24 protein-coding genes and 1 other annotated feature are annotated in these 23961 nt (G+C 42.5%); of the genes, 19 read left to right on the forward strand and 5 right to left on the reverse strand.

Annotated elements, in window-relative coordinates:
• On the reverse strand, positions 1–420 hold a 420-nt coding region (locus B7C60_RS19070; protein WP_245869284.1), incomplete at its 3' end, for a hypothetical protein.
• Between the two features lie 720 nt (positions 421–1140).
• Here B7C60_RS19070 and mnmL point away from each other — a divergent pair.
• The 3 genes from mnmL (at position 1141) to B7C60_RS11930 (ending at position 5056) form a co-directional block, all read left to right on the forward strand.
• A complete protein-coding gene (gene mnmL / locus B7C60_RS11920; protein ID WP_099611835.1) occupies positions 1141–2067 on the forward strand; it encodes a tRNA modification radical SAM protein MnmL/YtqA in 927 nt (308 codons plus the stop codon).
• Positions 2068–2238: 171 nt separating this feature from the next.
• Positions 2239–4587: an aerobic respiration two-component sensor histidine kinase ArcB gene (gene arcB, locus B7C60_RS11925; RefSeq protein ID WP_099611836.1), complete on the forward strand. Its 2349-nt coding sequence runs from the start codon at positions 2239–2241 to the stop codon at positions 4585–4587.
• 1 nt (position 4588) lies between these two features.
• On the forward strand, positions 4589–5056 hold the full coding sequence (locus tag B7C60_RS11930) for a YajG family lipoprotein (RefSeq protein WP_099611837.1): 468 nt from the start codon (positions 4589–4591) through the stop codon (positions 5054–5056).
• Between the two features lie 84 nt (positions 5057–5140).
• Here the strand turns inward: B7C60_RS11930 and arcA are convergent, their stop codons facing one another.
• The gene (gene arcA, locus B7C60_RS11935) at positions 5141–5857 is read right to left on the reverse strand and encodes a two-component system response regulator ArcA (protein ID WP_099611838.1); all 717 of its coding nucleotides are present in this window, start codon (positions 5855–5857) and stop codon (positions 5141–5143) included.
• A 313-nt stretch (positions 5858–6170) separates the two neighbouring features.
• Between arcA and B7C60_RS11940 the strand changes: the two genes are divergently transcribed.
• Both B7C60_RS11940 and B7C60_RS11945 read left to right on the forward strand, forming a co-directional pair.
• Complete coding sequence (locus B7C60_RS11940; protein WP_099611839.1) at positions 6171–6554, forward strand: DUF3293 domain-containing protein; 384 nt, start codon at positions 6171–6173, stop codon at positions 6552–6554.
• 85 nt (positions 6555–6639) lie between these two features.
• On the forward strand, positions 6640–7125 hold the full coding sequence (locus B7C60_RS11945; protein WP_161428187.1) for a putative 4-hydroxy-4-methyl-2-oxoglutarate aldolase: 486 nt from the start codon (positions 6640–6642) through the stop codon (positions 7123–7125).
• On the opposite strand, the gene B7C60_RS11950 is transcribed toward B7C60_RS11945, so the two are convergent.
• Positions 7122–7583 carry a hypothetical protein gene (locus B7C60_RS11950; protein ID WP_099611841.1) on the reverse strand — a complete coding sequence of 154 codons (462 nt, stop codon included), beginning with the start codon at positions 7581–7583 and terminating at the stop codon, positions 7122–7124. The two genes, B7C60_RS11945 and B7C60_RS11950, sit on opposite strands and share 4 nt — an antisense overlap.
• A gap of 152 nt (positions 7584–7735) precedes the next feature.
• Here B7C60_RS11950 and thrL point away from each other — a divergent pair, with 152 nt between their 5' ends.
• From thrL to thrC, 4 genes are all read left to right on the forward strand, one after another.
• A complete protein-coding gene (gene thrL, locus B7C60_RS11955; protein ID WP_157928699.1) occupies positions 7736–7948 on the forward strand; it encodes a thr operon leader peptide in 213 nt (70 codons plus the stop codon).
• Positions 7886–8001 (forward strand) — a sequence feature (Thr leader region). (Overlaps the previous gene by 63 nt.)
• A 30-nt stretch (positions 8002–8031) precedes the next feature.
• The gene (thrA, locus tag B7C60_RS11960) at positions 8032–10491 is read left to right on the forward strand and encodes a bifunctional aspartate kinase/homoserine dehydrogenase I (protein WP_099611843.1); all 2460 of its coding nucleotides are present in this window, start codon (positions 8032–8034) and stop codon (positions 10489–10491) included.
• A gap of 18 nt (positions 10492–10509) precedes the next feature.
• Complete coding sequence (thrB, locus tag B7C60_RS11965; protein WP_099612030.1) at positions 10510–11466, forward strand: homoserine kinase; 957 nt, start codon at positions 10510–10512, stop codon at positions 11464–11466.
• The gene (gene thrC / locus B7C60_RS11970; protein ID WP_099611844.1) at positions 11463–12743 is read left to right on the forward strand and encodes a threonine synthase; all 1281 of its coding nucleotides are present in this window, start codon (positions 11463–11465) and stop codon (positions 12741–12743) included. Before thrB ends, thrC begins: the two co-directional genes overlap by 4 nt.
• Positions 12744–12852: 109 nt before the next feature.
• Here thrC and grcA read toward each other — a convergent pair whose 3' ends face one another.
• Positions 12853–13230: an autonomous glycyl radical cofactor GrcA gene (gene grcA / locus B7C60_RS11975; protein ID WP_099611845.1), complete on the reverse strand. Its 378-nt coding sequence runs from the start codon at positions 13228–13230 to the stop codon at positions 12853–12855.
• 323 nt (positions 13231–13553) lie between these two features.
• Between grcA and nfo the strand changes: the two genes are divergently transcribed.
• The 3 genes from nfo to B7C60_RS11990 all read left to right on the forward strand — a co-directional run bounded on the left by nfo (position 13554) and on the right by B7C60_RS11990 (position 16082).
• Positions 13554–14441, forward strand: a complete 888-nt coding sequence (gene nfo, locus B7C60_RS11980) for a deoxyribonuclease IV (RefSeq protein WP_099611846.1) — start codon at positions 13554–13556, stop codon at positions 14439–14441.
• Positions 14442–14738: 297 nt separating this feature from the next.
• On the forward strand, positions 14739–15428 hold the full coding sequence (ung, locus tag B7C60_RS11985; RefSeq protein WP_099611847.1) for a uracil-DNA glycosylase: 690 nt from the start codon (positions 14739–14741) through the stop codon (positions 15426–15428).
• Between the two features lie 102 nt (positions 15429–15530).
• Positions 15531–16082, forward strand: coding sequence for a hemerythrin domain-containing protein (locus tag B7C60_RS11990; protein WP_099611848.1), 552 nt, complete (start codon positions 15531–15533; stop codon positions 16080–16082).
• A gap of 237 nt (positions 16083–16319) precedes the next feature.
• Here B7C60_RS11990 and B7C60_RS11995 read toward each other — a convergent pair whose 3' ends face one another.
• Positions 16320–16499, reverse strand: a complete 180-nt coding sequence (locus B7C60_RS11995; protein ID WP_099611849.1) for a DUF3545 family protein — start codon at positions 16497–16499, stop codon at positions 16320–16322.
• A 689-nt stretch (positions 16500–17188) separates the two neighbouring features.
• On the opposite strand from B7C60_RS11995, the gene B7C60_RS12000 reads away from it, so the two are divergent.
• The 7 genes from B7C60_RS12000 to B7C60_RS19075 all read left to right on the forward strand — a co-directional run.
• Positions 17189–18619, forward strand: a complete 1431-nt coding sequence (locus B7C60_RS12000; protein WP_099611850.1) for an alanine/glycine:cation symporter family protein — start codon at positions 17189–17191, stop codon at positions 18617–18619.
• A gap of 99 nt (positions 18620–18718) precedes the next feature.
• The gene (gene yaaA, locus B7C60_RS12005; RefSeq protein WP_099611851.1) at positions 18719–19492 is read left to right on the forward strand and encodes a peroxide stress protein YaaA; all 774 of its coding nucleotides are present in this window, start codon (positions 18719–18721) and stop codon (positions 19490–19492) included.
• A 10-nt stretch (positions 19493–19502) separates the two neighbouring features.
• A complete protein-coding gene (locus tag B7C60_RS12010; protein ID WP_099611852.1) occupies positions 19503–19709 on the forward strand; it encodes a hypothetical protein in 207 nt (68 codons plus the stop codon).
• Positions 19681–20496 (forward strand): TatD family hydrolase, encoded by an 816-nt coding sequence (locus B7C60_RS12015; protein ID WP_237665731.1) that lies wholly within the window; start codon positions 19681–19683, stop codon positions 20494–20496. Before B7C60_RS12010 ends, B7C60_RS12015 begins: the two co-directional genes overlap by 29 nt.
• Positions 20497–20692: 196 nt before the next feature.
• The gene (locus tag B7C60_RS12020; protein ID WP_099611854.1) at positions 20693–21949 is read left to right on the forward strand and encodes a NupC/NupG family nucleoside CNT transporter; all 1257 of its coding nucleotides are present in this window, start codon (positions 20693–20695) and stop codon (positions 21947–21949) included.
• A gap of 436 nt (positions 21950–22385) precedes the next feature.
• On the forward strand, positions 22386–23165 hold the full coding sequence (gene deoC / locus B7C60_RS12025) for a deoxyribose-phosphate aldolase (protein WP_099611855.1): 780 nt from the start codon (positions 22386–22388) through the stop codon (positions 23163–23165).
• Positions 23166–23259: 94 nt separating this feature from the next.
• Positions 23260–23961, forward strand: a 702-nt coding sequence (locus tag B7C60_RS19075) for a thymidine phosphorylase (RefSeq protein ID WP_245869287.1), incomplete at its 3' end; no start/stop codon positions are given.

Consider the following 23961-nt stretch of genomic DNA (forward strand, 5'->3'; position numbering starts at 1 on the left):
GTCAGCCCCTAGCATTGAATTGTCGGTGGGTAGAACGCGATAACCGAGTACATCGAGATCGAGGCGTTTAGCATTGCGTTCAAGAATATCTCGACATTGCGCACGTTTGTGCTCATCTTTAGGAAACAGAACCACACCGACGCCATACTTTTCAAACGAAGGTAGTTTGATGCCAAGTTTAACGGCTTCCTCTAATAAAAATTCATGGGGTTTTTGCAGCAAAATACCTGCACCATCACCACTACATGGGTCACAACCTTGACCGCCGCGATGTTCCATCCGCGCTAGCATATCCAGAGCTTGAGTGACAACGTGGTGTGATTTACGGTTCTTTAGGTGAGCAACAAAACCAATACCGCAAGCGTCATGCTCTAGTTCTGGCGTGTATAGACCTTGCGAACTTTGCTCTCTATCTACCATAGATACATCCTTCCAGTTCAAACGGACACAAACAAGCCAAGGCTAGCCCCAGCATTGTATCCAATCCTTATTATTATCCATTAAATTAACCCGTGCAGGTTAATTCGCTTCCTTTCCGTCTCTCACAGGAATTATTTTGTGAGAAAAACAATCCTTAGTGATATCCCTGTTATCTGGCCACATTTATAGTGGATTATATAGGTAGGGGTGGGGTATCACCGATGTTTGTTAATGTGGTTTGTAATAAAACAAACAAAAATCATTAAGAAACTGTAAGTATCCTACAATTTTGTTGCACGTAAATGCAATGAAAAATTCGGTCTTTTTCGCTCTTTTTATGCGGTCAATAATATTGAATTTAACATTTTAATTACACTTTCAGCTAACGCTTCGATTAATGAGGATTTATTGATTTTGATTAGCACACTATTTGTAACCTGCCTTTATTATGGTCATTTATTTGCGTAATTAAATTACGCTGAGTAGCAAGCAAGTGTCTTATACCCTTCCAACTTGAAGCTGCAGGGGTATTGGCTACGTTCGTTCACCCCAATCACATAGCCTGTCTATGCTGATGGGGATGATGAGAGCCATCCGTGGTTCTTACCAAAGGCCAGCCTACGGCTATTCAAATTTGTTCCAGACAAATTTGTCACTCACTTGCCGCTTACCAGCAACTCGAAGTTGTTTGGGTATAGCGTATTTTAATCAGGTATTTATATGCAATTGCATGAATTGGTCAATACACTGGGGCAAGATCTCCAGCGGCGCTATGGAGAGAAAGTACATAAGCTGACTCTTCATGGGGGATTTAGTTGTCCCAATCGGGATGGCACGATTGGGCGAGGAGGCTGTACTTTTTGTAATGTGGCCTCGTTTGTAGATGAACAGGCTCAAATACAAAGCATTGAAGCACAGTTAAAAGATCGTGCGGTAGAGATTCGACGCGCGAAGAAATATTTGGCGTATTTTCAAGCCTATACCAGTACCTACGCTGAAGTTCAGGTTTTGAAAACGATGTATCAACAGGCACTTGAAGCTGCGGATATAGTTGGCTTATGTGTTGGAACTCGTCCTGATTGCGTACCTGATGCGGTACTTGATTTATTGCATGAATATGTACAGCAGGGGTTTGAAATTTGGTTAGAGTTAGGGTTACAGACGGCGCACGATCAAACTCTCAAACGGATTAACCGTGGGCATGATTTTGCCTGCTATGCAGAGATCACCCAGCGGGCAAGGGCTTTGGGAATTAAAGTCTGTACCCATTTAATTGTTGGCTTACCAAAAGAAGGACGAACGGATAATGTTGCAACGTTAAAGCAGGTCGTGGATGTAGGAACCGATGGGATAAAACTGCATAGTTTACACATTGTTGAAGGCAGTACCATGGCGAAAGCTTGGCGTGCTGGGAAACTGGAAGCGCCCTCCTTGGAAAGCTATGTCGCGATCGCCAGTGAACTGATCCGCTTAACACCGCCTGAAGTGGTGTACCACCGCATTTCTTCTGCCGCACGTCGTCCGACGTTACTTTCGCCATTGTGGTGTGAAAACCGCTGGTTAGCGATGACAGAGATTGGCCGAGCATTGGATCGTGACGGTGCTCAAGGTTCATTGATTGGGCGGCCTTTCCACTTCCAACGGTAAGAATAGTTGCGGATTATCACGCAATAAACTGTTATCTTTTCACTGCTTCTTGCACGAATAGGCTGACGTTTTCATAGAATGAACGAAAGCCTCTTATCCTATCCTTTGTTTGCAAGATATCGCCTTAAGAAACCCGTTAGACTAACGCCAATCTTTGCCGTGGAACTTGTAATGAAACAGATTAAAAATTTAGCTCAATACTATGTCGATCTACTGGTTAAATTGGGAATTTTACGTTTCTCCATTCTATTAGCTTTAGCATTAGTCGCATTGGCTGTTGTGGTTCAAGTTGGGATCACTCTGGTGCTAAAAGGTTTTGTTGATGATATTGATATCATTCGCTCTATTTTCTTTGGGTTAGTGATCACCCCATGGGCCGTTTATTTTTTGTCAGTGGTGGTTGACCAATTAGAAGAGTCTCGTCAACGGCTCTCGAAGCTCGTGTCTAAATTGAAAGATATGCGTGCTCGCGATCAAGAACTTAATCAGCAACTTCAAAAAAATATTGTCAAACTTAATCAAGAAATCGAAGAGCGGATCAAAGCGGAAGAAGCTCGTGAAGAAGCCATGCTGGATTTGGAAAATGAAGTCTATCAAAGAGAGAAAACACAATTAGAATTGGCTGAACGAACGGCTTTACTGAGATCTTTCATTGATGCCTCTCCTGATTTGATCTACTACCGTAATGCTCAATGTCAGTTTTCTGGCTGTAACCGAGCGATGGAAGAGTTGACAGGTAAACGTGAACACGAGCTAGTAGGCTTAACGCCTTGGGATGTCTATCGTAAGGAGATCGCACAATCGATTGTAGAAACTGATCAACAAGTGTTTAACCATAATCGAGCCATCACTTATGAGCAATGGCTTGAGTATCCTGATGGACGTAAGAGTTATTTCGAATTACGTAAAGTGCCTTTTTATAGTAAAGATGGTCGTCATTTAGGGCTAGTAGGATTTGGCCGTGACATCACGGAACGCAAACGGCATGAAGAGTCATTAGAAAAAGCCAGTAGAGATAAAACGACTTTTATTTCGACCATCAGCCATGAGTTAAGAACGCCACTCAATGGTATTGTGGGTTTAAGTCGTATGTTGCTGGATACGCCACTGCGAGAAGAGCAGCGTAAACATATGCAGACTATTCATGTCAGCGCCATTACCTTGGGTAATATCTTCAATGATATTATTGATATGGATAAATTTGATCGCCGCAAACTAGAGCTGTTTCCTGAACCACTTAATTTTGAAGAATTTGTGGCTGAAATGGAAAGCCTATCGGCATTAATGGCAGAACAAAAAGGTTTGCGCTTTGATTTAGAACGTATGACGGAACTCCCTGCGTGGGTTGAAGTTGATAGCACCCGTTTACGTCAGGTACTTTGGAACCTGATGAGTAATGCAGTGAAATTTACTAAGGAAGGGGGGGTAATCTTAAGTGTTAGTGCTGAGATTGAAGAACAGCACGCTAACATTACGATGGAAATTGAAGATACCGGGATTGGTATTCCAGATCCAGAATTAGATAAAATTTTTGCCATGTATTATCAAGTTAAATCGGGCAAGGACAATCTTCATGCGGTTGGTACCGGGATTGGTTTAGCCGTTTCTCGTCAGCTTATTAATCTGATGGGGGGAGATATTAGTGTGAGTAGCGAAGAGGGATTTGGCAGTACTTTTACCGCCACGATCCGAGTGCCGATCATTGCTCCGCCAGTGTGTCATCTTCTACAACCAGAGCAACAGCGTTCACTCAATATCTTTATGGTCGAAGATATAGAACTGAATGTGACAGTTGCGCGCTCCCTATTAGAAAGCCTTGGTCATCGTGTAACGGTTGCTATGACAGGTGCAGACGCGAAAGTCATGTTTAAGCCAGAGCGGTTTGATTTAGTTTTTCTGGACATTCAATTACCAGATATGACAGGGTTTGATATTGTTGAGTATTATCGGCAAACATATTCATCGCTTCCTCCAATTGTGGCACTCACAGCCAATGTACTAAAAGACAAACAAGAATATTTACGAAAAGGGATGGATGGGGCACTGAGTAAGCCACTTTCAGTTCAAGCGGTTCAAGAGATCATCGCTAAAGTTGTGATGCGGCAGCCGATTGCTGAAGATAAACAAGCAACGGTAGCGCTAGAGTTATCACAAGTGAACCAAGATCTGTATAGCCGTCTGTTGGATCTAAGTATGTTAGACTCTTACATCGGCATTGTTGGAACTGAGCCGATGTTAGAAAGTATTCAAATGTTAGAAGAGATGATGCCCAGTTATTTAGAGGTGTTAGATTCTAACATGGTGGCGAAAGATCAAGCAGGAATTGTCTCTGAAGCGCATAAAATTAAAGGTGCTGCAGGTTCAATAGGCCTAAAAAGAATTCAGAGTGTTGCGCAGAAAGCGCAGTCTCCAGAAGCGCCCGCTTGGTGGGAAAATATTACCGATTGGGTGGATGAAATAAAAAATGAGTATCTCAACGATATTAAACTTCTTAAACAGTGGTTAGCGCAAAGGAAATAATATGAAAAAAATAGCCTTACTTCTTTTTGCTTGTTTACTGTCAGCCTGCTCATCCTCGCCCGATGTGAATTGGCAGCACAGTAATGCTGGCATTTTTTCTCAAACAGCGATTCAACTCAAGAGTAATCTTTGGATTGATCAAATGCCTAAAGTGGCAGATGACCAAAATACGACCAACCAGAGTACAACGGATAGTTTAAACGGTACGCTCGTGTTGCAAACATCGGGTCAATTACCTGCAGATTTAACCATACTGATGCTGGTTATTAGACAAGATGAGCTGATGTGGTCAATCCCAGCTTCAGAGCTAGAATTGCGTACACCGAGTGACAATGTTTGGGAGATCGTTTTTCAAAGTTCACTTGGGTTAGATGCTGATCGTTCGGTGAGTGTGGCACTGGGAGTACGTGATAACAGCGGTGACACTTGGCTCGTTGAGCATCAAGTGGTTATCGATAAAGTCTACTAATAGGTCACGCTTTAATGCTGGGTAAAACTAAAAAGCCTCGATTTATGATCGAGGCTTTTGGCATCTAAGATAAGAGGCTTTTATTTATTCTGTAATATCACCACAGAACCGGTAACCTTCACCATGAATCGTCGCAATAATTTCTGGTGTACCAGACACTGATTCAAAGTGTTTTCGGATACGGCGGATGGTGACATCGACTGTACGATCATGCGGTTTTAGTTCGCGGCCGGTCATTTTCTTCAATAGATCAGCGCGTGTTTGGATCTTGCCTGGATTTTCACAGAAATGGAGCAATGCTCTAAATTCTGAACGAGGGAGCTTGTAGCTATCACCAGTTGGGCTAACGAGAGAGCGGCTATTAATATCTAATACCCAACCATTGAATTGATAAGACTCAACAGACCGTTTCTCTTCGTGGGTTGAGTTTGTATTCATGGAACGACTGAGTAAATTTCGTGCCCGAATCGTCAGTTCACGTGGATTAAAAGGCTTAGTGATATAATCATCAGCGCCAATTTCTAGTCCTAAAATCTTGTCGACTTCGTTGTCTCGGCCAGTTAAGAACATCAGTGCTACATCTGCTTGCTCACGAAGTTCACGAGCGAGAAGTAAACCATTCTTACCTGGTAAATTGATATCCATAATCACCAAGTTAATTGGATTATCGGACAGTACATGGTGCATCTCTTCACCGTTACTGGCTTCAAAAACAGCGTATCCCTCTGCTTCAAAAATGCTCTTTAGAGTGTTACGAGTCACTTGCTCGTCTTCAACGATAAGAATCTGCGGGGTTTGCATTGGCGGTACCTAAACTTGTGAAAAAAATGTGCTAATAGAATGTATTCTAGGCAAAAACATCACATATGAGTAATTTTATGTTGATAATAAACCCAAGCTTGTAAAAAATAATCGCTTTGAGTGCCCGCCATCCTTGGATATCTCTGATCCGTTAGTTCCGTTACTTCAAGGGATTCTACTAGGCTTTGGGCGGATTCTATAATGTTAACAGCATGCTAACAACGGCCAAATGTTAATTCCAAGCACTTTGTTGATTTATATCAAGAGTTGCAATGTAACAGATATGAATATTAATAACGAGTTGTAAAGTTTGATGATTGATAACAAGCTATGGCAAGCCTATACACAAGTGGCATTCCGTTTTTTATCACGTCCTGTAAAACAAGAATTTGCCGTGATTACGGCATGGAACCCGCAGAGTTTGCGCTTGTCAGATAATGAGAATCGGAAAAATAATCAGCGTTTACAGCACGATCTGATCGGTTATGATTGGGTAGACGTGCTGGTTGGAGATAATGGATTTAGCTGGTATGAAGAGAGTTTTGCGGTATGTTTGCCATTAGCGGAAGCTAAAAAACTCGCCGTGAAATATGCTCAAAATGCCATTTACTATGTTGTTAACGATGAGCTAACCCTGCACTCTTGTGTGAGTCGTCAAATATTATGTCTAGGGTCATTATCAGAAAAGCGAACATAATAAATTGGCATGGATACCTTGAGCCCGACAATTTGGTTGTAATAAGGGAGCTTGGACGAAGCCCGATGAGAATCATGGAGGAATAATGAAAGATATAACACCGGATCTATGTGATAAATATGCGTCACAAATGACTTTACTTGAACTACCATTACAGAATTTTGGTATGCGCAGTGCTTTTTGGGGGCAAATTGTTACCGTTCGTTGCTATCACGATAACTCTAAAATTAAAGAAGTATTAAGCCAACCAGGGCAAGGTAAAGTTTTAGTGGTTGACGGTCATGGCTCCTGTCAAAAAGCATTGATGGGAGATCAAGTCTCGATTATGGCGATAGACAACGGTTGGGAAGGCGTGGTGATTTATGGTGCAGTGCGAGATGTGGTTCAAATGTCTCAAATGGATTTAGGAGTAAAAGCGTTAGGCACATCACCTTTTCGACCAGAAAAAAAGGGGGTAGGGGAAGTCAATGTGACGTTAACCATTCAAAACCAAATGATTTTACCTGGTGATTACCTCTACGCAGACTGGAATGGCATTTTATGTTCTAAAGAGGCATTCGCGATTAATTAAAATCGAAAGCCGATGCCAACTTCAATACCTTGTTGCCATTCTTGATAATCAAGAGTGGCATGCAGATCCATGTTGTCAGATAAGCGTAAGCGGCTAGATAATTCTGCAGAAATGCTTTCATTGCGCCGATTTTCTTCATCTACGGTTGTGGATGAATAGAAGGTACTTTTGAATAAAACTCGCTCATTGACTTTGTAACTTACGCCACTAAGAAAGCCGTTCTTTCCTCCATTTATGGAAGAGTTAATTCTAGCACCGACATATAAGTCGACGTTACGAAAAATGTTATAAGCATAACCACTGTCGATAACCCAACTGTCAAATGCCTGGCTATTTGGCTCACTGCTGATAAATAAAGAGTGTGCAGAATCGATCTGTTCTGACGGCAAAGAAGGTAAAGAGGCTGCTGATACACTGGTGGTGAGGCATAAACAAAATAGCGCGAGCCGCTGATTCATTCTTCTCTCCTCCTTGGCCTATTTCCTAAATCCTAGTGGTTTGATGATTAGGGTCACAAAGTATAATTTAAGCACAAAATGAAACAGGTTACCGCTAAAAAATGTGAAATAGCCATAGAGTTATCATTTTGGCGATGAAAAAGGGGATTTTGATGGTTGACGATTTATCACCAAGAAAAATCCCTCTGTTTTTATCGGATGAAAATAAAAAAAAGTATTTTTTCGTTGACTCATTCATCCTAAATGGGGTAAACGTAGAAGCAGACAATAAACGAGTTTTTAATTATTTTATGAATAACCGCAGCTTAGTAGTAGTGACCACCACCATTATTACCGACATTACGCATGTTGGGGCAGGCTGCTGAGCGTAAACATTCAAAAAAAGGCCTGTATCCCAACCGATACAGGCCTTTTTTTATACCTATTTTTGATCAATTTGGAGGAAGGGATGCGAGTATTAAAGTTTGGTGGTTCATCGTTAGCGGATGCTGACCGCGTATTAAGAGTTGCCGACATTATTGTGAATAATGCCCAGCAAGAAGAGGTTTCCGTCGTGCTATCAGCGCCGGGTAAAACGACCAATAAATTGATTGCTGTGATCGATACTGCGCTACGTGATGGAGATGCGGAAAGACAACTTATTGAATTAGAAGAGTCTTTTAAAATATTGCTCAATGATATTCAAGTTCAATTAGTTAACATTGATGCTACTGACTACATTGAGCAAGTGGCTCGTTCAATGGCGCAATTACGTCAGTTTGTGCACGGTATTCGTTTATTAGGCATGTGCCCTGATCATGTCAATGCGCGTATTATTAGCAAAGGCGAACGTATTTCTATCCAATTAATGAAAGCCGTGATACAAGCCAAAGGATTATCGGTGAATTTAATTGATCCGGTACAGTATTTATTTGCTAAAGGCGATTACCTTGAAGCGATGGTAGATGTTGAAGTTTCCACGCAAAACTTCAAGCAAGCTCCGCTCCCGGAAAAGCATGTCCATATTATGCCTGGTTTTACCGCGGGTAATCGCAATGGTGAGCTGGTTTGTTTAGGCCGCAATGGTTCAGATTATTCTGCAGCTGTACTAGCGGCATGTTTGCGAGCTGATTGCTGTGAGATCTGGACAGACGTTGATGGGGTTTATAACTGTGACCCACGTTTGGTGAACGATGCTCGTCTACTTAAATCTCTTAGCTACCAAGAAGCGATGGAACTTTCTTATTTTGGTGCTTCAGTTCTTCATCCCAAAACTATCGCTCCGATCGCTCAATTCCAAATCCCTTGCCTAATTAAAAACAGTTTTAACCCCCAGGGTGCAGGCACCTTGATTGGTCAAGATACAGGCGAAGATAAGCTTGCAATCAAAGGGATCACAACGCTAAATAACCTAACGATGGTTAACGTCTCAGGCCCGGGGATGAAAGGAATGGTTGGGATGGCAAGCCGTATCTTTGGTGCCATGTCGTCAGCCGGTGTTTCCATCGTCTTAATTACACAATCTTCGTCTGAATATAGCATCAGTTTTTGTATTGAAGCTGACGATAAAGCGCTCGCTAAGCAAGCGTTAAGCGAAGCTTTTGAGTTGGAACTTAAAGATGGATTATTAGAGCCTGTTGAATTTATGAACGATCTCTCCATTATCACTTTAGTGGGAGATGGTATGCGTACTTCACGTGGTGTCGCCTCGCAGTTTTTCTCTTCATTAACGGAAGCTCATGTCAATATTGTCGCGATTGCTCAAGGCTCTTCTGAACGTGCTATTTCGGCTGTGATTCCTGAAGATAAAGTGGCTCCTGCGATTAAAGCCTGTCATGAGAATTTATTTAATTCAAAGCATTTCTTGGATCTGTTTGTTGTTGGCTTAGGTGGCGTCGGCGGTGAGTTGGTCGATCAAATTCATCGTCAACAAATGAAGTTGGCTGAAAAAGGTATTGTGATTCGCGTGTGTGGCTTAGCCAATAGTCAAGGTTTATTACTTGATGGTAACGGCCTTCCTTTAGAGCATTGGCGCGATAGAATGAATGCGGCAACGGAAGGGTTCTCATTAGCGAGTTTAACGGCATTGGTGCAACGTAACCACATCATTAATCCGGTTTTGGTTGATTGTACGTCAAGTGAAGAGATTGCTAGCCAGTATGCTAATTTCCTCGCTGCAGGTTTTCATGTTGTGACGCCGAATAAAAAAGCCAACACCGCAAGCATGGCGTATTATCAACAATTACGAGATGTGGCCAGACACTCTCGTCGTAAATTAATGTATGAGACCACAGTCGGAGCAGGGTTACCTGTCATTGAAAACTTGCAAAACTTGATTGCCGCGGGTGATGAATTAGAGAAGTTTAATGGTATTTTATCGGGGTCATTGTCTTTTATTTTTGGCCAATTAGATGAAGGGTTAACTTTAAGTCAAGCGACCGCGCTTGCTAAAGAAAAAGGCTTTACTGAGCCCGATCCTCGTGATGATCTTTCTGGAATGGATGTGGCGCGTAAGCTTCTTATTCTTGCTCGTGAAGCGGGTATGAAGCTTGAGTTATCGGATGTGAAAGTTGAGCAGGCATTACCACCGGGCTTTGATGCATCAGGGACTGTTGAAGAGTTTATGGCGCGCTTGCCTCAAGCGGATGAGTATTTTTCTACTTTGGTTGAACAAGCAGCGCAGCAAGGTAAAGTCTTACGCTACGTGGGAGAAATCGCTGACGGTGAATGCCGAGTTCGTATCACCATGGTTGATGAAAATGATCCAATGTTTAAAGTCAAAGATGGGGAAAATGCATTGGCTTTTTATAGCCGTTATTATCAGCCTATTCCACTCGTATTGCGTGGCTATGGCGCGGGCACTGAAGTAACTGCAGCAGGCGTTTTTGCGGACGTAATGCGAACTTTAGGTTGGAAATTAGGGGTTTAATGCATGAATTCAAGTGATATGAGTGTGGTCGTTTATGCGCCAGCATCTATTGGTAATGTTAGTGTTGGATTTGATGTTTTAGGGGCAGCGGTCTCACCGATTGATGGAACCTTACTCGGGGATCGAGTGTTAGTGGAAAAAGGGAATTGCCCTTTTTCACTGGAAACCTCGGGGCGTTTTGTCAGTAAATTACCGTCCGATCCTAAAGAGAATATTGTATACGACTGTTGGTGTGTATTTGCACGTGAGCTAGATAAAAAGCAAGTGGTACTCAAGCCGCTTACGATGACGCTAGAGAAAAATATGCCGATAGGTTCAGGGCTCGGCTCTAGTGCTTGTTCTATCGTGGCCGCCCTAGATGCATTAAATCGGTTTCATGGACAGCCATTAAATGAAACCGAATTACTGGCTTTAATGGGCGAAATGGAAGGTAAGATCTCAGGGGGAATTCACTACGACAATGTGGCTCCCTGTTATTTAGGTGGCTTGCAGTTAATGTTGGAAGAATTAGGCATTATTAGCCAACCAGTCCCCGGATTTGATCAGTGGTATTGGGTGATGGCTTATCCAGGGATAAAAGTCTCAACAGCCGAAGCACGAGCGATTTTACCTTCTCAATATCGTCGGCAAGATATGATCGCGCATGGCCGATATTTAGCTGGGTTTATCCATGCTTGCCATACTCAACAACCTGAATTAGCAGCAAAAATGATCAAAGACGTGATCGCTGAACCCTATCGTGAGAAACTATTGCCCGGTTTTGCTCAAGCTCGCCAATATGCTGCGTCTGCGGGTGCTCTTGCGACCGGGATTTCAGGAAGTGGGCCTACGTTGTTTAGTGTCTGCAAAGAAAAAGAAGTGGCAGAGCGCGTTGCTGGCTGGCTTGAACAAAATTACGTACAAAATGAAGATGGATTCGTGCACATTTGTCGTCTCGACAAGCAGGGGTCGAAAGTGACAGGAAGTGAATTATGAAGCTGTACAATATAAAAGAAAATGATCAACAGGTCTCGTTTGGTCAAGCAGTACGCCAAGGATTAGGGCGAAATCAAGGTTTATTCTTTCCAGCAGAATTACCAAAATTTGAGGACATTGACGCTCTACTCGCTGAGGATTTTATTTCTCGTAGCAGTAAAATTTTGTCGGCTCTGATTGGTGATGAACTTACGGCAGAGCAAGTAAAGCAATTAGTTAGCAATGCATTTCAATTCCCCGCCCCCATTAAAGCTGTTAAAGATGGCGTTTACGCGTTGGAACTTTTTCATGGCCCGACACTCGCGTTTAAAGATTTTGGTGGTCGTTTTATGGCTCAGTCATTGGCGTCGGTATCTGACGGTGGAAAAATCACAATTTTAACCGCAACATCAGGCGATACTGGAGCTGCGGTTGCGCATGCTTTTTATGGTATGCCTGATATTGATGTGGTGATTTTATACCCAAAAGGGAAAATTAGCCCACTGCAAGAAAAGCTATTTTGTACCTTAGGTCAAAATATTCATACGGTTGCGGTTAATGGTGATTTTGATGCTTGCCAGGCACTTGTTAAACAAGCTTTTGATGATGCAGAACTGCGTGAGCAAATCGGGTTGAACTCGGCCAACTCGATCAATATCAGTCGTTTAATGGCGCAAATTTGTTACTACTTTGAAGCGGCAGCGCAAATGAGCCAACAAGAGCGCGAAAACTTGGTGGTGAGTGTACCGAGTGGTAACTTCGGTAACTTAACCGCAGGTTTGTTGGCTAAAGCACTTGGGTTACCAATTAAACGCTTTATTGCTGCCACGAATGCAAATGATACCGTGCCTCGTTATTTAGAGACAGGGCGTTGGGAGCCGAAACCGACCATTGCGACGACCTCAAATGCAATGGATGTTAGCCAACCCAATAACTGGCCACGTATTGAAGAACTTTGTCGTTTGAAAGGCTGGGGATTAGAAACCTTAGGTAAAGGCGCTGTATTGGATAAGCAGAGTGCAGAATCAGTGAAAGAACTGAATCAACTGGGCTATCTGTGTGAACCACATGGTGCGATAGCCTATCGCGTATTAAACGAACAGTTAAAAGCGGGAGAAACGGGGCTATTTTTGTGTACAGCGCATCCGGCTAAATTTAAAGAAGTGGTGGATGAGATCCTCGATACCGATATTGAACTCCCCGCCCCATTAGCAAAACACGCCGCCATGGAACTTCTCTCTGTTGAGTTAGATAATGATTTTGCTGCTTTGAGAGCTTTATTGGTAAAATTACCATAATTTAAAGTTATTATTGTGGTCGATATAAAAAGCGGTGCTGCTCAGCACCGCTTTTTTTAGCTATTTGATCCAGCACCGAATTTACAATTGGTGTGGAATTTTCTGAAAATTAGAGTGATTCAGTAAAAGTACGTGCAATAACGTCGCGCTGTTGTTCTGGAGTTAGCGAGTTAAAACGTACGGCATACCCTGAAACACGAATGGTAAGTTGTGGGTATTTTTCTGGATGCGCAACCGCATCTTCTAGTGTTTCACGTTTTAGCACATTTACGTTGAGGTGTTGCCCGCCTTCAATACGAGGCGCAGCTTCAATGGCGACTTCACGGCTTTCATAATCACCAAACTCGCTGATAGCAACAACTTGATCGGCTTCGTAGCCAGTGAGTGCAGCGACACAACGCGCTTCATTTTTTTCACTGTCGATTAGCCAAATTGAGTTAAGTAAGTCATCATTAGCTGCTTTCGTGATTTGGATACCTTGGATCATTACTGTCTCCTTGCCCACTGAATGTGGTGTTATTGGTGTTAATTTTCAAAACTTGTTGAGTTAGGTATTATATATCTAATATCCTTAATTCTAGTATTGATTTAGGTCAAAAAACAACAAAAAACCATTATTACTTTAAGGTGATAAATTTGATTTTAATCAATAAACCCTTTAAAAATAACTAACATATAAAATATTTGAATTATTCAATAGTTTTTTAATCTAACTTTGTTGTAATTTTACTACATATTAATGCTTTTTATTTAGCATCAATCGGTAGATCAGTTAGTTAGAAAAACCATGTGAAAGTAGAAAGTGATAAAATGACAAATGATAAAAATGGGTCTCAAGAAAAGTTTTTTGGTGCGCATGTTTCTGCCGCGGGTGGGGTTGATCAAGCGCCTATTCGTGCCAAACAGATCGGGGCGAATGCGTTTGCGCTCTTTACCAAGAACCAACGACAATGGGGCGGAAAACCTCTTGATGCTGAAACGATCCGTGCATTTAAATTAAATTGTCAGCAATTAGGTTTTTCGACTCAGCACATTTTGCCACACGATTCTTACCTGATTAATTTAGGTGCTCCTGAGCAAGATAAATTGGCCAAATCTCGTCAAGCATTTATTGAGGAAATGGAGCGTTGTCAACAGCTTGGGTTAACTCTACTGAATTTTCATCCAGGGAGTCACCTTAAACAAATCTCGGAGGCTCAGTGTCTTTCGACGATTGCTGAATCGATCAATTTAGCTCATCAAGCGGTGCCAAATGTGATTGCTGTGATTGAAAATACCGCTGGTCAAGGGAGTAATTTGGGGTGGCGCTTTGAGCATTTGGCTGAAATTATTGCGCAAATCGACGATCAGTCTCGCGTGGGTGTTTGTCTAGATACCTGCCATACCTTTGCTGCAGGCTATGATTTACGTAGTCAGGCCGCTTGTGAGGAGACGTTTGCGCAGTTTGAGCAAGTCGTTGGTATGCACTATTTAAGGGCAATGCACATTAATGACTCAAAATCTAAGTTAGGCAGCCGGGTGGATCGACACCATTCATTAGGACAAGGTGAAATTGGTTGGGCGTGTTTTGAATATATCGCACAAGATCCTCGTTTTAATGGTATTCCATTGATTCTTGAAACCATTGATCCTGAGTTATGGCCTAAAGAGATAGAAACATTAAAAAGATTTCATCGTGGTGATAGATTTTTAGATTAGTTTCACAAACTTGGCATCCTTTTTTCATTAGGATTCGCTCAAGCGTTGTTAGAAGGATGCCGTTATGTATGTCTCTATCTGTTTAGCCAGTCAAACCGTTGCTCACCTGCCAATACCCAATCGACATGTACAGGGACAAGGCCACCATCGTGTGCCACAGCCTAGCAAGCCGAATAAATAGCCATCGGACGTGACGTTGTGAGGGCGATAGCGTAAGGTGCAAAAGCAATCATTAGTCTCCTGACGCTTGAGGCGAACCAAGGTATACTTGTCTGTTTCAAATAATCAGGAGTATTTATGACTCAGCCACTCGTTTGGCACGATGTTATTGGTGCCGAGAAGCAGCAAAGTTATTTTCAGCAAACCTTACAATTTGTTGAGGCAGAAAGGCAGTCGGGGAAAATTATCTATCCACCGGCAAACGATGTCTTTAACGCTTTTCGTTTAACGGAGTTTAATCACGTTAATGTTGTCATTCTTGGGCAAGATCCTTACCACGGGCCAAATCAAGCACATGGTCTGTGTTTTTCTGTTCTTCCTAGAGTGAGAACACCACCTTCTTTAGTTAATATCTATAAAGAACTTGCCCAAGATATACCGGGTTTTCAGATACCGGATCACGGTTACTTAAAGAGTTGGGCGGAACAAGGGGTGTTACTACTCAATACCGTATTAACCGTTGAGCAAGGGAAAGCGCATTCCCACGCAAATTGTGGTTGGGAGACATTTACCGATCGTGTCATTGATGTATTGAATCAACAAAGAGAGGGGATTGTTTTTTTACTTTGGGGCGCGCATGCGCAAAAAAAAGGCCAAATGATCGATCGGCAGCGGCATCATGTATTGATAGCACCTCATCCCTCGCCTTTATCTGCTCATCGCGGCTTCTTAGGTTGTAAACATTTTTCTATGACGAATCATATCCTTACTCAGCAAGGAAAAAAAATAATCGACTGGCAACCTAAGATAGACACTGTGATGGATTGATGTTTTTTCGACCAGTATCAAAGCGTATATTCGGATCCTTGTATACACTGAGGTGAATATTCCCTAAAGCGAATTGGGGAAAGTGGTGTAGGGAGAAACACAATGATGATAGAAAGGATCCAGCGTGAGCATGGGTATATGGTTCGTCTGCTGGCTATATTAGGTGACAAGCTAGAGTCACTGAAAGCCGAGAAATCGGTAAATTATAACCTACTAAAAGAGATCGTTGACTACTTAGGGAGTCACTCGGAAGCCGTTCATCATCCGAAAGAAGATATTATTTATCGCTATTATATCGAGCATTATCAAGCCGAACCGACTATCTCTAATTTAGAGAAAGAGCATATCCAGTTAGCACAACAGACACAAAGCTTCCTTAACTTAGTTGAGATGATCTTACAAGATGCTGTCGTCCCTCAAGCACTGTTCATTGAACAATTGGAAGGTTTTATTGAAACTCAGCGTGGTCACCTGCAATTAGAAGAACGATCCGTGCTTCCGATTATTAGCCAAACTTTTACTACCTCAGATTGGCAAAACGTCGAAGCGCAATGGGTGACCAATGAAGATGACCCTGTTTTCGGAGAAACAATAGCCGATCGCTTTTCTCAATTGGCTCGTCGCGTTAGGAAAAGCAGCGCTGAGTGTATCTAGGGTCTGTTTATCTTTCGAGCTGATTTTTGCAGCAGTTTGTGGCTTCTTTATACAAGGCAGAGGCTCTGACATGTAGTGGCGATTTGTGCCGTTTATACCCAAACAGCTTGGAGTTGTAGCTAACATCCCTGCAGCTTCAAGTAGGAAGGGGATACTGGTAATGTCACGTTATTTAGGTTTGAAAATAAAAAAGCACCGTTCATTCGGTGCTTTTATGTCAATTATAGTTTGATGTTTTTATAGTTTGATGTTTTCTAATTCTAAACAGATATCCATATCCATTAATTCTTTCTCTAGGCGCTTTTTATCGCGGATCGCTTCTATTTCTCGCCACATCCGTTTTACCGGTTTAGTCCTCTGTGCTCTGGACTTGGTTATTTCCATGTCCAACAGTTGATCAAAGTGCAAGTTATCCATAAGCAAGCCTCATTGTTTTCATCATTCCGTGAGAGTTATCTAGATAGCATAACTTGCTTAAATTTAACCATGATTTATTTCTCATTTATGATCTTTTAATGATAGTTACGTTTTTTTTCTGCTTTATTTCACATTTTTAACTAAGAATACGTATAAAAAATCACCATAAAGTTCGAGCAAACGTTTTTATTGTGCCTTTTTTTATGTTAATAGACTGTTATCTTAGGTTGTGCTAATAAAGGTTTGCTGTTTTTTTGAACGTTTAAACCTTAGTTATGACTTTTTTCTGACAATTTACCGTTGATCGCATTGTGTTAGCTGACTTCTCAGTATATGAGATTTTGCTTATGCAATGAGGTAGGTTTGGTTTTTTTTTAATCTTTCTTGTGGTTTATTTGTGTATTTTTTGTTTTTTATTTGCAATTTAAATGGTCGTTTGTGTGTTAATGAATGGTGACTTTATAGTAAAAAATAACAACAAAATGCTATTTATTGCATATTGATTTTTGCCGGTTCAGGCTGCATTATCCGGCAGTCAAAAAAATCGCTGTATTAATCAACTCATTGGATCAGCGTGTACACCACTGTAAATGTATCCCATAACACTAATAACTTTTCGGGATTCAAATATGTCTATTTACGGTGTTCGCTGTGACTAACATCAGCGCATCACTCTATGAGAGGTTCTTGTGACAGACGTAATTAACTTAATGAATGACCTGCTTTGGGGGTCTATTTTAGTTTATCTTTTGGTAGGAGTCGGGATTTACTTCACCTTTCGGTTGGGCTTTATCCAATTTCGCCATTTTGGCCATATGTTTAGCGTGCTAAGAAATAGTCGTAAATCAGACAAATCTGGCATCTCTTCTTTTCAGGCATTATGTACCAGCCTAGCGGCTCGTGTTGGAACCGGGAACATGGCCGGTGTTGCGGTAGCCTTAACATTAGGTGGGCCAGGTGCCATTTTCTGGATGTGGATGACCGCAATGGTCGGAATGGCGACGTCATTTGCTGAGAGTACCTTAGCCCAGCTCTACAAAACACGCGATAAGGATGGCAACTACCGTGGTGGCCCAGCTTATTATATGGAAAAGGGACTCGGAATGCGTTGGATGGGCGTTCTGTTTTCTATCTTTCTGATTATTGCCTTCGGTCTGGTATTTAACGCAGTACAAGCCAATTCAATTTCTAGTGCTATGCATACGGCTTTTGGTTTTCAACCTTTGTATGTCGGTATTGCTATTGTTCTGCTGTCTGCATTTGTCATTTTTGGTGGGATTCGTAAAATTGCCCGCACAGCGGAGCTGATTGTTCCTTTTATGGCGTTAGCCTATATTGTGATTGCCTTGGCGGTCATGATTATTAATATCGATAAGTTGCCTGATGTTATTAGTTTAGTCTTTAGAAGTGCATTTGGATTAGAACAAGCTGCCGCGGGTGGGGTCGGTTATGCCATTGCTCAAGCGATGATTAACGGAGTTAAACGTGGTTTATTCTCAAACGAAGCGGGTATGGGGTCAGCGCCGAATGCTGCTGCATCAGCTACACCTTATCCACCACATCCAGCCTCTCAAGGTTATGTTCAAATGCTTGGTGTATTTGTTGACACGATCGTTATCTGTTCAGCAACTGTGGCGATTATTTTAATGTCTGGTGAATACGTTCCTCATGGCGAACTGACAGGGATTGAATTGACGCAGCGTGCATTAAGTTCCCAAGTTGGTGATTGGGGAAGTATCTTCATTGCTTTCGCTATCTTCTTTTTTGCTTTTACTTCTATTATTGCAAACTACTCTTATGCTGAGACGAATCTAATTTTCTTAGAGCACAATAATAAGAAAGGATTAGTGGTGTTCCGGATCATCGTTTTGGGTATGGTGATGTTTGGTTCGTTAGCCACATTGCCGGTTGTCTGGTCCATGGCGGATGTCTCTATGGGACTGATGGCGATTGTTAACTTAGTGGCAATTTTATTGTTATCAGGAATTGTTGTTAAATTGGCAAAAGATTATAACCGTCAGCTTAAAGCTGGAAAACTTCCCACGTTTGATGCCAATGATTACCCTGAGCTGAAATCTCAGTTAGAAGATGGAATTTGGGATAATCATAAATCGCAATAGATATGCGCTATGAAAAAGATAGTCAAAGCCATGCAGACAATGCATGGCTTTTTTTGTAGGCTAGTAAGTTGCTCAATAACTCAAATATAGGATATAGCGATGTTGATAGTGGTTTCACCGGCAAAGACGCTCGATTATGAGTCCCCGCTGCCTAGCCAAAGTTACACGCAACCCGAATTGATTGAATATTCACAAGCCTTAATCGATGTTTGTCGACAGCTAACGCCTGAGGATATCGCTCGGTTAATGAAAGTCAGCGATAAAATTGCTGGGTTAAATGTTGCTCGTTTTGCCCAGTGGAGTGAACACTTTAGCTTTGAGAATGCACGCCAAGCGATTTTTGCCTTCAAAGGTGATGTCTATACAGGCTTAGCCGCTGATTCATTGAGCGATGAAGGTTTAGCATTCGCTCAACAGCATTTGCGAATACTTTCTGGATTATATGGAGTACTAAAACCGCTCGATCTGATGCAACCTTACCGATTAGAAATGGGGACAAAACTTGATAACCCGCGCGGTAGTAATTTGTACCAATTCTGGGGAGAGATTATCACGGATAAACTCAATGAAGCTATTCAAGCTCAAGATGATCATGTCTTAGTCAATCTTGCCTCTAATGAATATTTTAAAGCGGTTAAAGTGAATCAATTGGATGCGCAGGTTATTACCCCTATCTTTAAAGATCATAAAAATGGTCAATATAAAGTGATCAGCTTTTATGCCAAAAAAGCACGCGGTATGATGGCGCGTTATATTATTGATGAACAAATTTCTTCGGTACAAGCACTGACTCAGTTTAATGTGGCTGGTTACTATTTTGATGAGCAAGAATCAACCCCAACTGAGCTTGTATTCAAACGTGACGAGCAGTGAGGGAGATTTTATGTGGCCGTGGATATCAGATGTTATCGCTCGTTACGATGCATGGTGTAAACAATGGGGGTTAACTCCAGAGCAAAAACGCAGTTGTGTGCCTTATCGACAAGAGAAATACGATGATTCGACAGAGAAGCATAGTGATTTGACAGAGAAATATAATGATTTAACAGAGAAGCATAGTGATGATGTCACATCATCCCAAGCTAAATGAGTCGGAATATCGGCTGTTTGATACGCACTGCCACCTTGATCTGCCTATCTTTGAGCAGAGATTAGCGTGTGAACTTGAGCGAGCTAAACTGCAAGGTGTGATACGGTTTTTGCTTCCCAGTGTCGGCCCTCAGAATTGGGCCACAGTTGCACGACTCGCTAAATATCATGGTGATATATTCTATTATGCGTTAGGGATTCACCCCCACTTTTTGCCTTCTCTCCCCGTTTGTCATTGCTTTGATCGGTTAGAGCTGTATCTTGCGCAGGCGAGTGATGCCTGTGTGGCTGTCGGAGAGTGCGGCTTAGATGCAATGATCAGTGATACAGCCCAGCACCAAGAAATGATCTTAACAAGGCAGCTAGCGATGGCACAAAACGCTCAGTTACCCGTGATATTGCATAGTCGGAAAACCCATCAGCGTTTATTACAGCTCCTCAAACAGTCGCGTTTTACCCAAGGTGGAGTTATCCATGCTTTCAGCGGCAGTGAACAAGAAGCAAAACAGTTTATTGCATTAGGGTTTAAACTTGGTATTGGTGGTGTTATCACTTATCCAAGAGCGAAAAAAACTCGCCGAACAGTGGCGGCGATCCCGCTTGAACATCTCGTGCTAGAAACCGACTCTCCAGATATGCCATTATTTGGATTTCAAGGGCGCACGAATACTCCGAGCCAGTTACCATTAATCCTCAATGAACTCGCTTTACTCAAGCAACAAGAACCTTATCAATTAGTCGATCAGCTTTGGCAAAATAGCCATCAAGTATTCAAGCTACCAAGCTAGTTTATTTTTCCACGCTTGGCCAATAGGGTTATTAATGGTGACTTTAATCACATAAATATGTGAATGTATAGTGAATCTTATAATAAAGTGTGAACGGTGCGGTACTTTATCTTGATTGCGGTGCGTATAATTGCTCTGCTTTTGAGCTTCATTTTTGTAACACGCCAATATTTAACTTATAAGGAAGTCATAAACCATGAGCCTGTTTATGAGCCTAATCGGTATGATATTTTTACTTGCTATCGCAGTATTATTATCATCAAACCGTAAAGCTATCAATCTCAGAACCGTGGGTGGCGCTTTTGCTATCCAATTTTCCTTAGGGGCATTTATTCTTTATGTTCCTTGGGGACAAGAACTATTACGTGGCTTCTCTGACGCAGTATCGAGCGTTATCAACTATGGTAACGATGGTACATCCTTCTTGTTCGGAGGATTAGTTTCAGGGAAGATGTTTGAGCTGTTTGGTGGGGGCGGATTCATCTTTGCATTCCGCGTTCTTCCAACACTTATTTTCTTCTCTGCTTTGATCTCTGTGCTTTATTATCTTGGTGTTATGCAGTGGGTCATTAGAATTCTAGGCGGCGGGTTACAAAAAGCGCTGGGAACTTCTCGTGCAGAATCGATGTCTGCTGCGGCAAACATTTTCGTAGGGCAAACTGAAGCTCCGTTAGTGGTTCGCCCATTTGTGCCGAAAATGACTCAATCAGAGCTATTTGCTGTGATGTGTGGTGGTTTAGCCTCGATTGCGGGTGGTGTGTTGGCCGGTTATGCCTCAATGGGTGTTAAAATTGAATACTTGGTTGCTGCATCGTTTATGGCTGCCCCCGGCGGGTTACTGTTTGCAAAAATTATCATGCCTGAAACCGACAAGCCGGTTGACCAAATTCATGGCATTGAAGCGGCTGAAGATGAAAAGCCAGCTAACGTGATTGATGCAGCAGCAGGTGGTGCTTCTGCCGGCCTACAATTAGCGCTTAATGTGGGGGCGATGTTGATTGCCTTTATCGGTTTGATAGCTCTGATTAATGGTATGCTTGGTGGTATCGGTGGTTGGTTTGATAAGCCTGACCTGACCTTAGAAATGATTTTAGGTCAGCTATTCTCTCCTTTAGCGTTCATGCTTGGGGTGCCATGGGAAGAAGCCACCGTTGCTGGTGAGTTTATTGGTCTAAAAACGGTTGCCAATGAGTTTGTTGCTTATTCTCAGTTTGCGCCTTATTTAACCGATGCCGCGCCTGCGGTATTGAGTGAAAAAACCAAAGCGATTATTTCCTTTGCATTGTGTGGTTTTGCGAACTTATCTTCTATCGCAATTCTATTGGGTGGCTTAGGTAGCTTAGCACCTTCACGCCGTGGCGATATTGCTCGCATGGGTATCAAGGCGGTGGTTGCGGGTACACTCTCTAACTTGATGGCAGCGACCATCGCAGGCTTATTCCTTTCTTTCTAACCGGTTAGGAATTGAATTTATAGACGCCAGCTCTTATTCCTCCGTAGCAAGCAGTTGTTACGGGGGAATTTGTGTTTTTAGTCCATCAAAGAGTTTAGGCTTAGGTTATTTTGAGATACAAACCGTTTGCGCTTTCTATCTTGCTATCGTTTTATGAGCAACCGCTATAGCATGTAGTCAGTGAAGTGACAGTCATGTCGATGTTTGATGAGACAAGCGGTAAAATTCAAGCATGGGTAAAACGATTTACCCGAGATAGACACCGCAATCATAGATTGTTGTGCCATACCTATTGGTACTGTGCGGTGACAAGGACAGCAATTGGTGCGATGCACCGAGTCTTCAGGGAACCAAGTCCGTTCATTTTGTGGCTACTTAGTTGAGTGAACGTCACATTAAGTAGTGAACTAATTGAATATATTGATCGGAGATAGAAATGAGCGATTTAAAAGCTGCAGCACGACGTGCACTCAAATTAATGGACTTAACAACATTAAATGACGATGACACTGATGCTAAAGTTATCCAACTTTGTCATGATGCTAAAAGTCCCGTGGGTAATACGGCAGCTATTTGTATTTACCCTCGCTTTATTCCTATTGCTAAGAAGACTCTTCGCGAGCAGGGAACCCCAGAAATTCGAATTGCGACGGTAACGAACTTTCCCCACGGTAATGATGATATTGATATCGCAGTTGCTGAAACTAAGGCTGCAATAGCTTATGGTGCCGATGAGGTTGATGTTGTGTTTCCTTACCGCGCTTTGATGGCGGGCAATCAGCAGGTGGGTTTTGATTTGGTCAAAGCGTGTAAAAACGCTTGTGGCAATCATGTTCTGCTAAAAGTCATTATTGAAACCGGTGAACTAAAAGAAGAAGCATTGATTAAACAAGCCTCGCAAATTGCAATTGAGGCTGGGGCTGATTTTATCAAAACTTCAACCGGTAAAGTGCCTGTCAATGCGACCCCTGAGTATGCTCGAATGATGTTAGAAGTTATTCGTGATATGGGCGTGGCGAAGCAGGTCGGTTTTAAACCTGCAGGTGGTGTTCGTAGCGCTGAAGATGCTGCTCTCTACTTAGCCATGGCAGATGAAATCTTAGGGGATCATTGGGTTGATAGCCGCCATTATCGCTTTGGTGCTTCTAGTTTATTGACCAATCTCCTCAATACATTAGGCGTTTCAGAGCAACAGGCTGATCCTACCGCTTACTAAGTTTCTGGTTTATCTATCGGTGGCGAATCTCGCCACCTAAATCTTCTATACACGATTTAGACCATGGCTCTTATCGAGAGCTTGGGAGGCGCTTATGTCTATATCTCATGCATTTTTACCGCAAGAGATCATCCGTCGCAAGCGTGACGGCGAAGTTTTAACCCGTGAAGAAATCTACTTTTTCATCCAAGGTGTGGCTGATAATAGCGTTTCAGAAGGGCAAATTGCTGCCTTTGCGATGGCCATTTATTTCCAAGAAATGACCATGCCTGAGCGTATTGCACTGACTTGTGCTATGCGTGATTCGGGGATGGTTATCGATTGGACGCACATGAACTTTGATGGCCCAATCGTTGATAAACACTCGACCGGTGGGGTTGGGGATGTGACCTCATTAATGCTCGGCCCTATGGTGGCCGCTTGTGGTGGTTATGTGCCAATGATTTCAGGGCGAGGTTTAGGTCATACCGGGGGTACGCTCGATAAATTAGAGGCGATTCCCGGTTACAACATTATGCCAACCAATGAGCGGTTTGGTGAAGTGACTAAACAGGCCGGCGTGGCGATCATTGGCCAAACGGGCAATCTAGCCCCTGCGGATAAGCGGGTCTATGCGACGCGTGATATCACCGCCACGGTGGATAATATCTCATTAATTACAGCATCGATTTTATCGAAAAAACTCGCAGCCGGTCTCGATGCCTTAGTGATGGACGTCAAAGTCGGTTCTGGCGCGTTTATGCCAACCTATCAAGCCTCTGAAGAATTGGCTAAATCGATCGTGGCAGTGGCGAAT

It is taken from the genome of Vibrio fujianensis (assembly GCF_002749895.1).
In the GTDB taxonomy this organism is placed as follows: Bacteria; Pseudomonadota; Gammaproteobacteria; order Enterobacterales; family Vibrionaceae; genus Vibrio; species Vibrio fujianensis.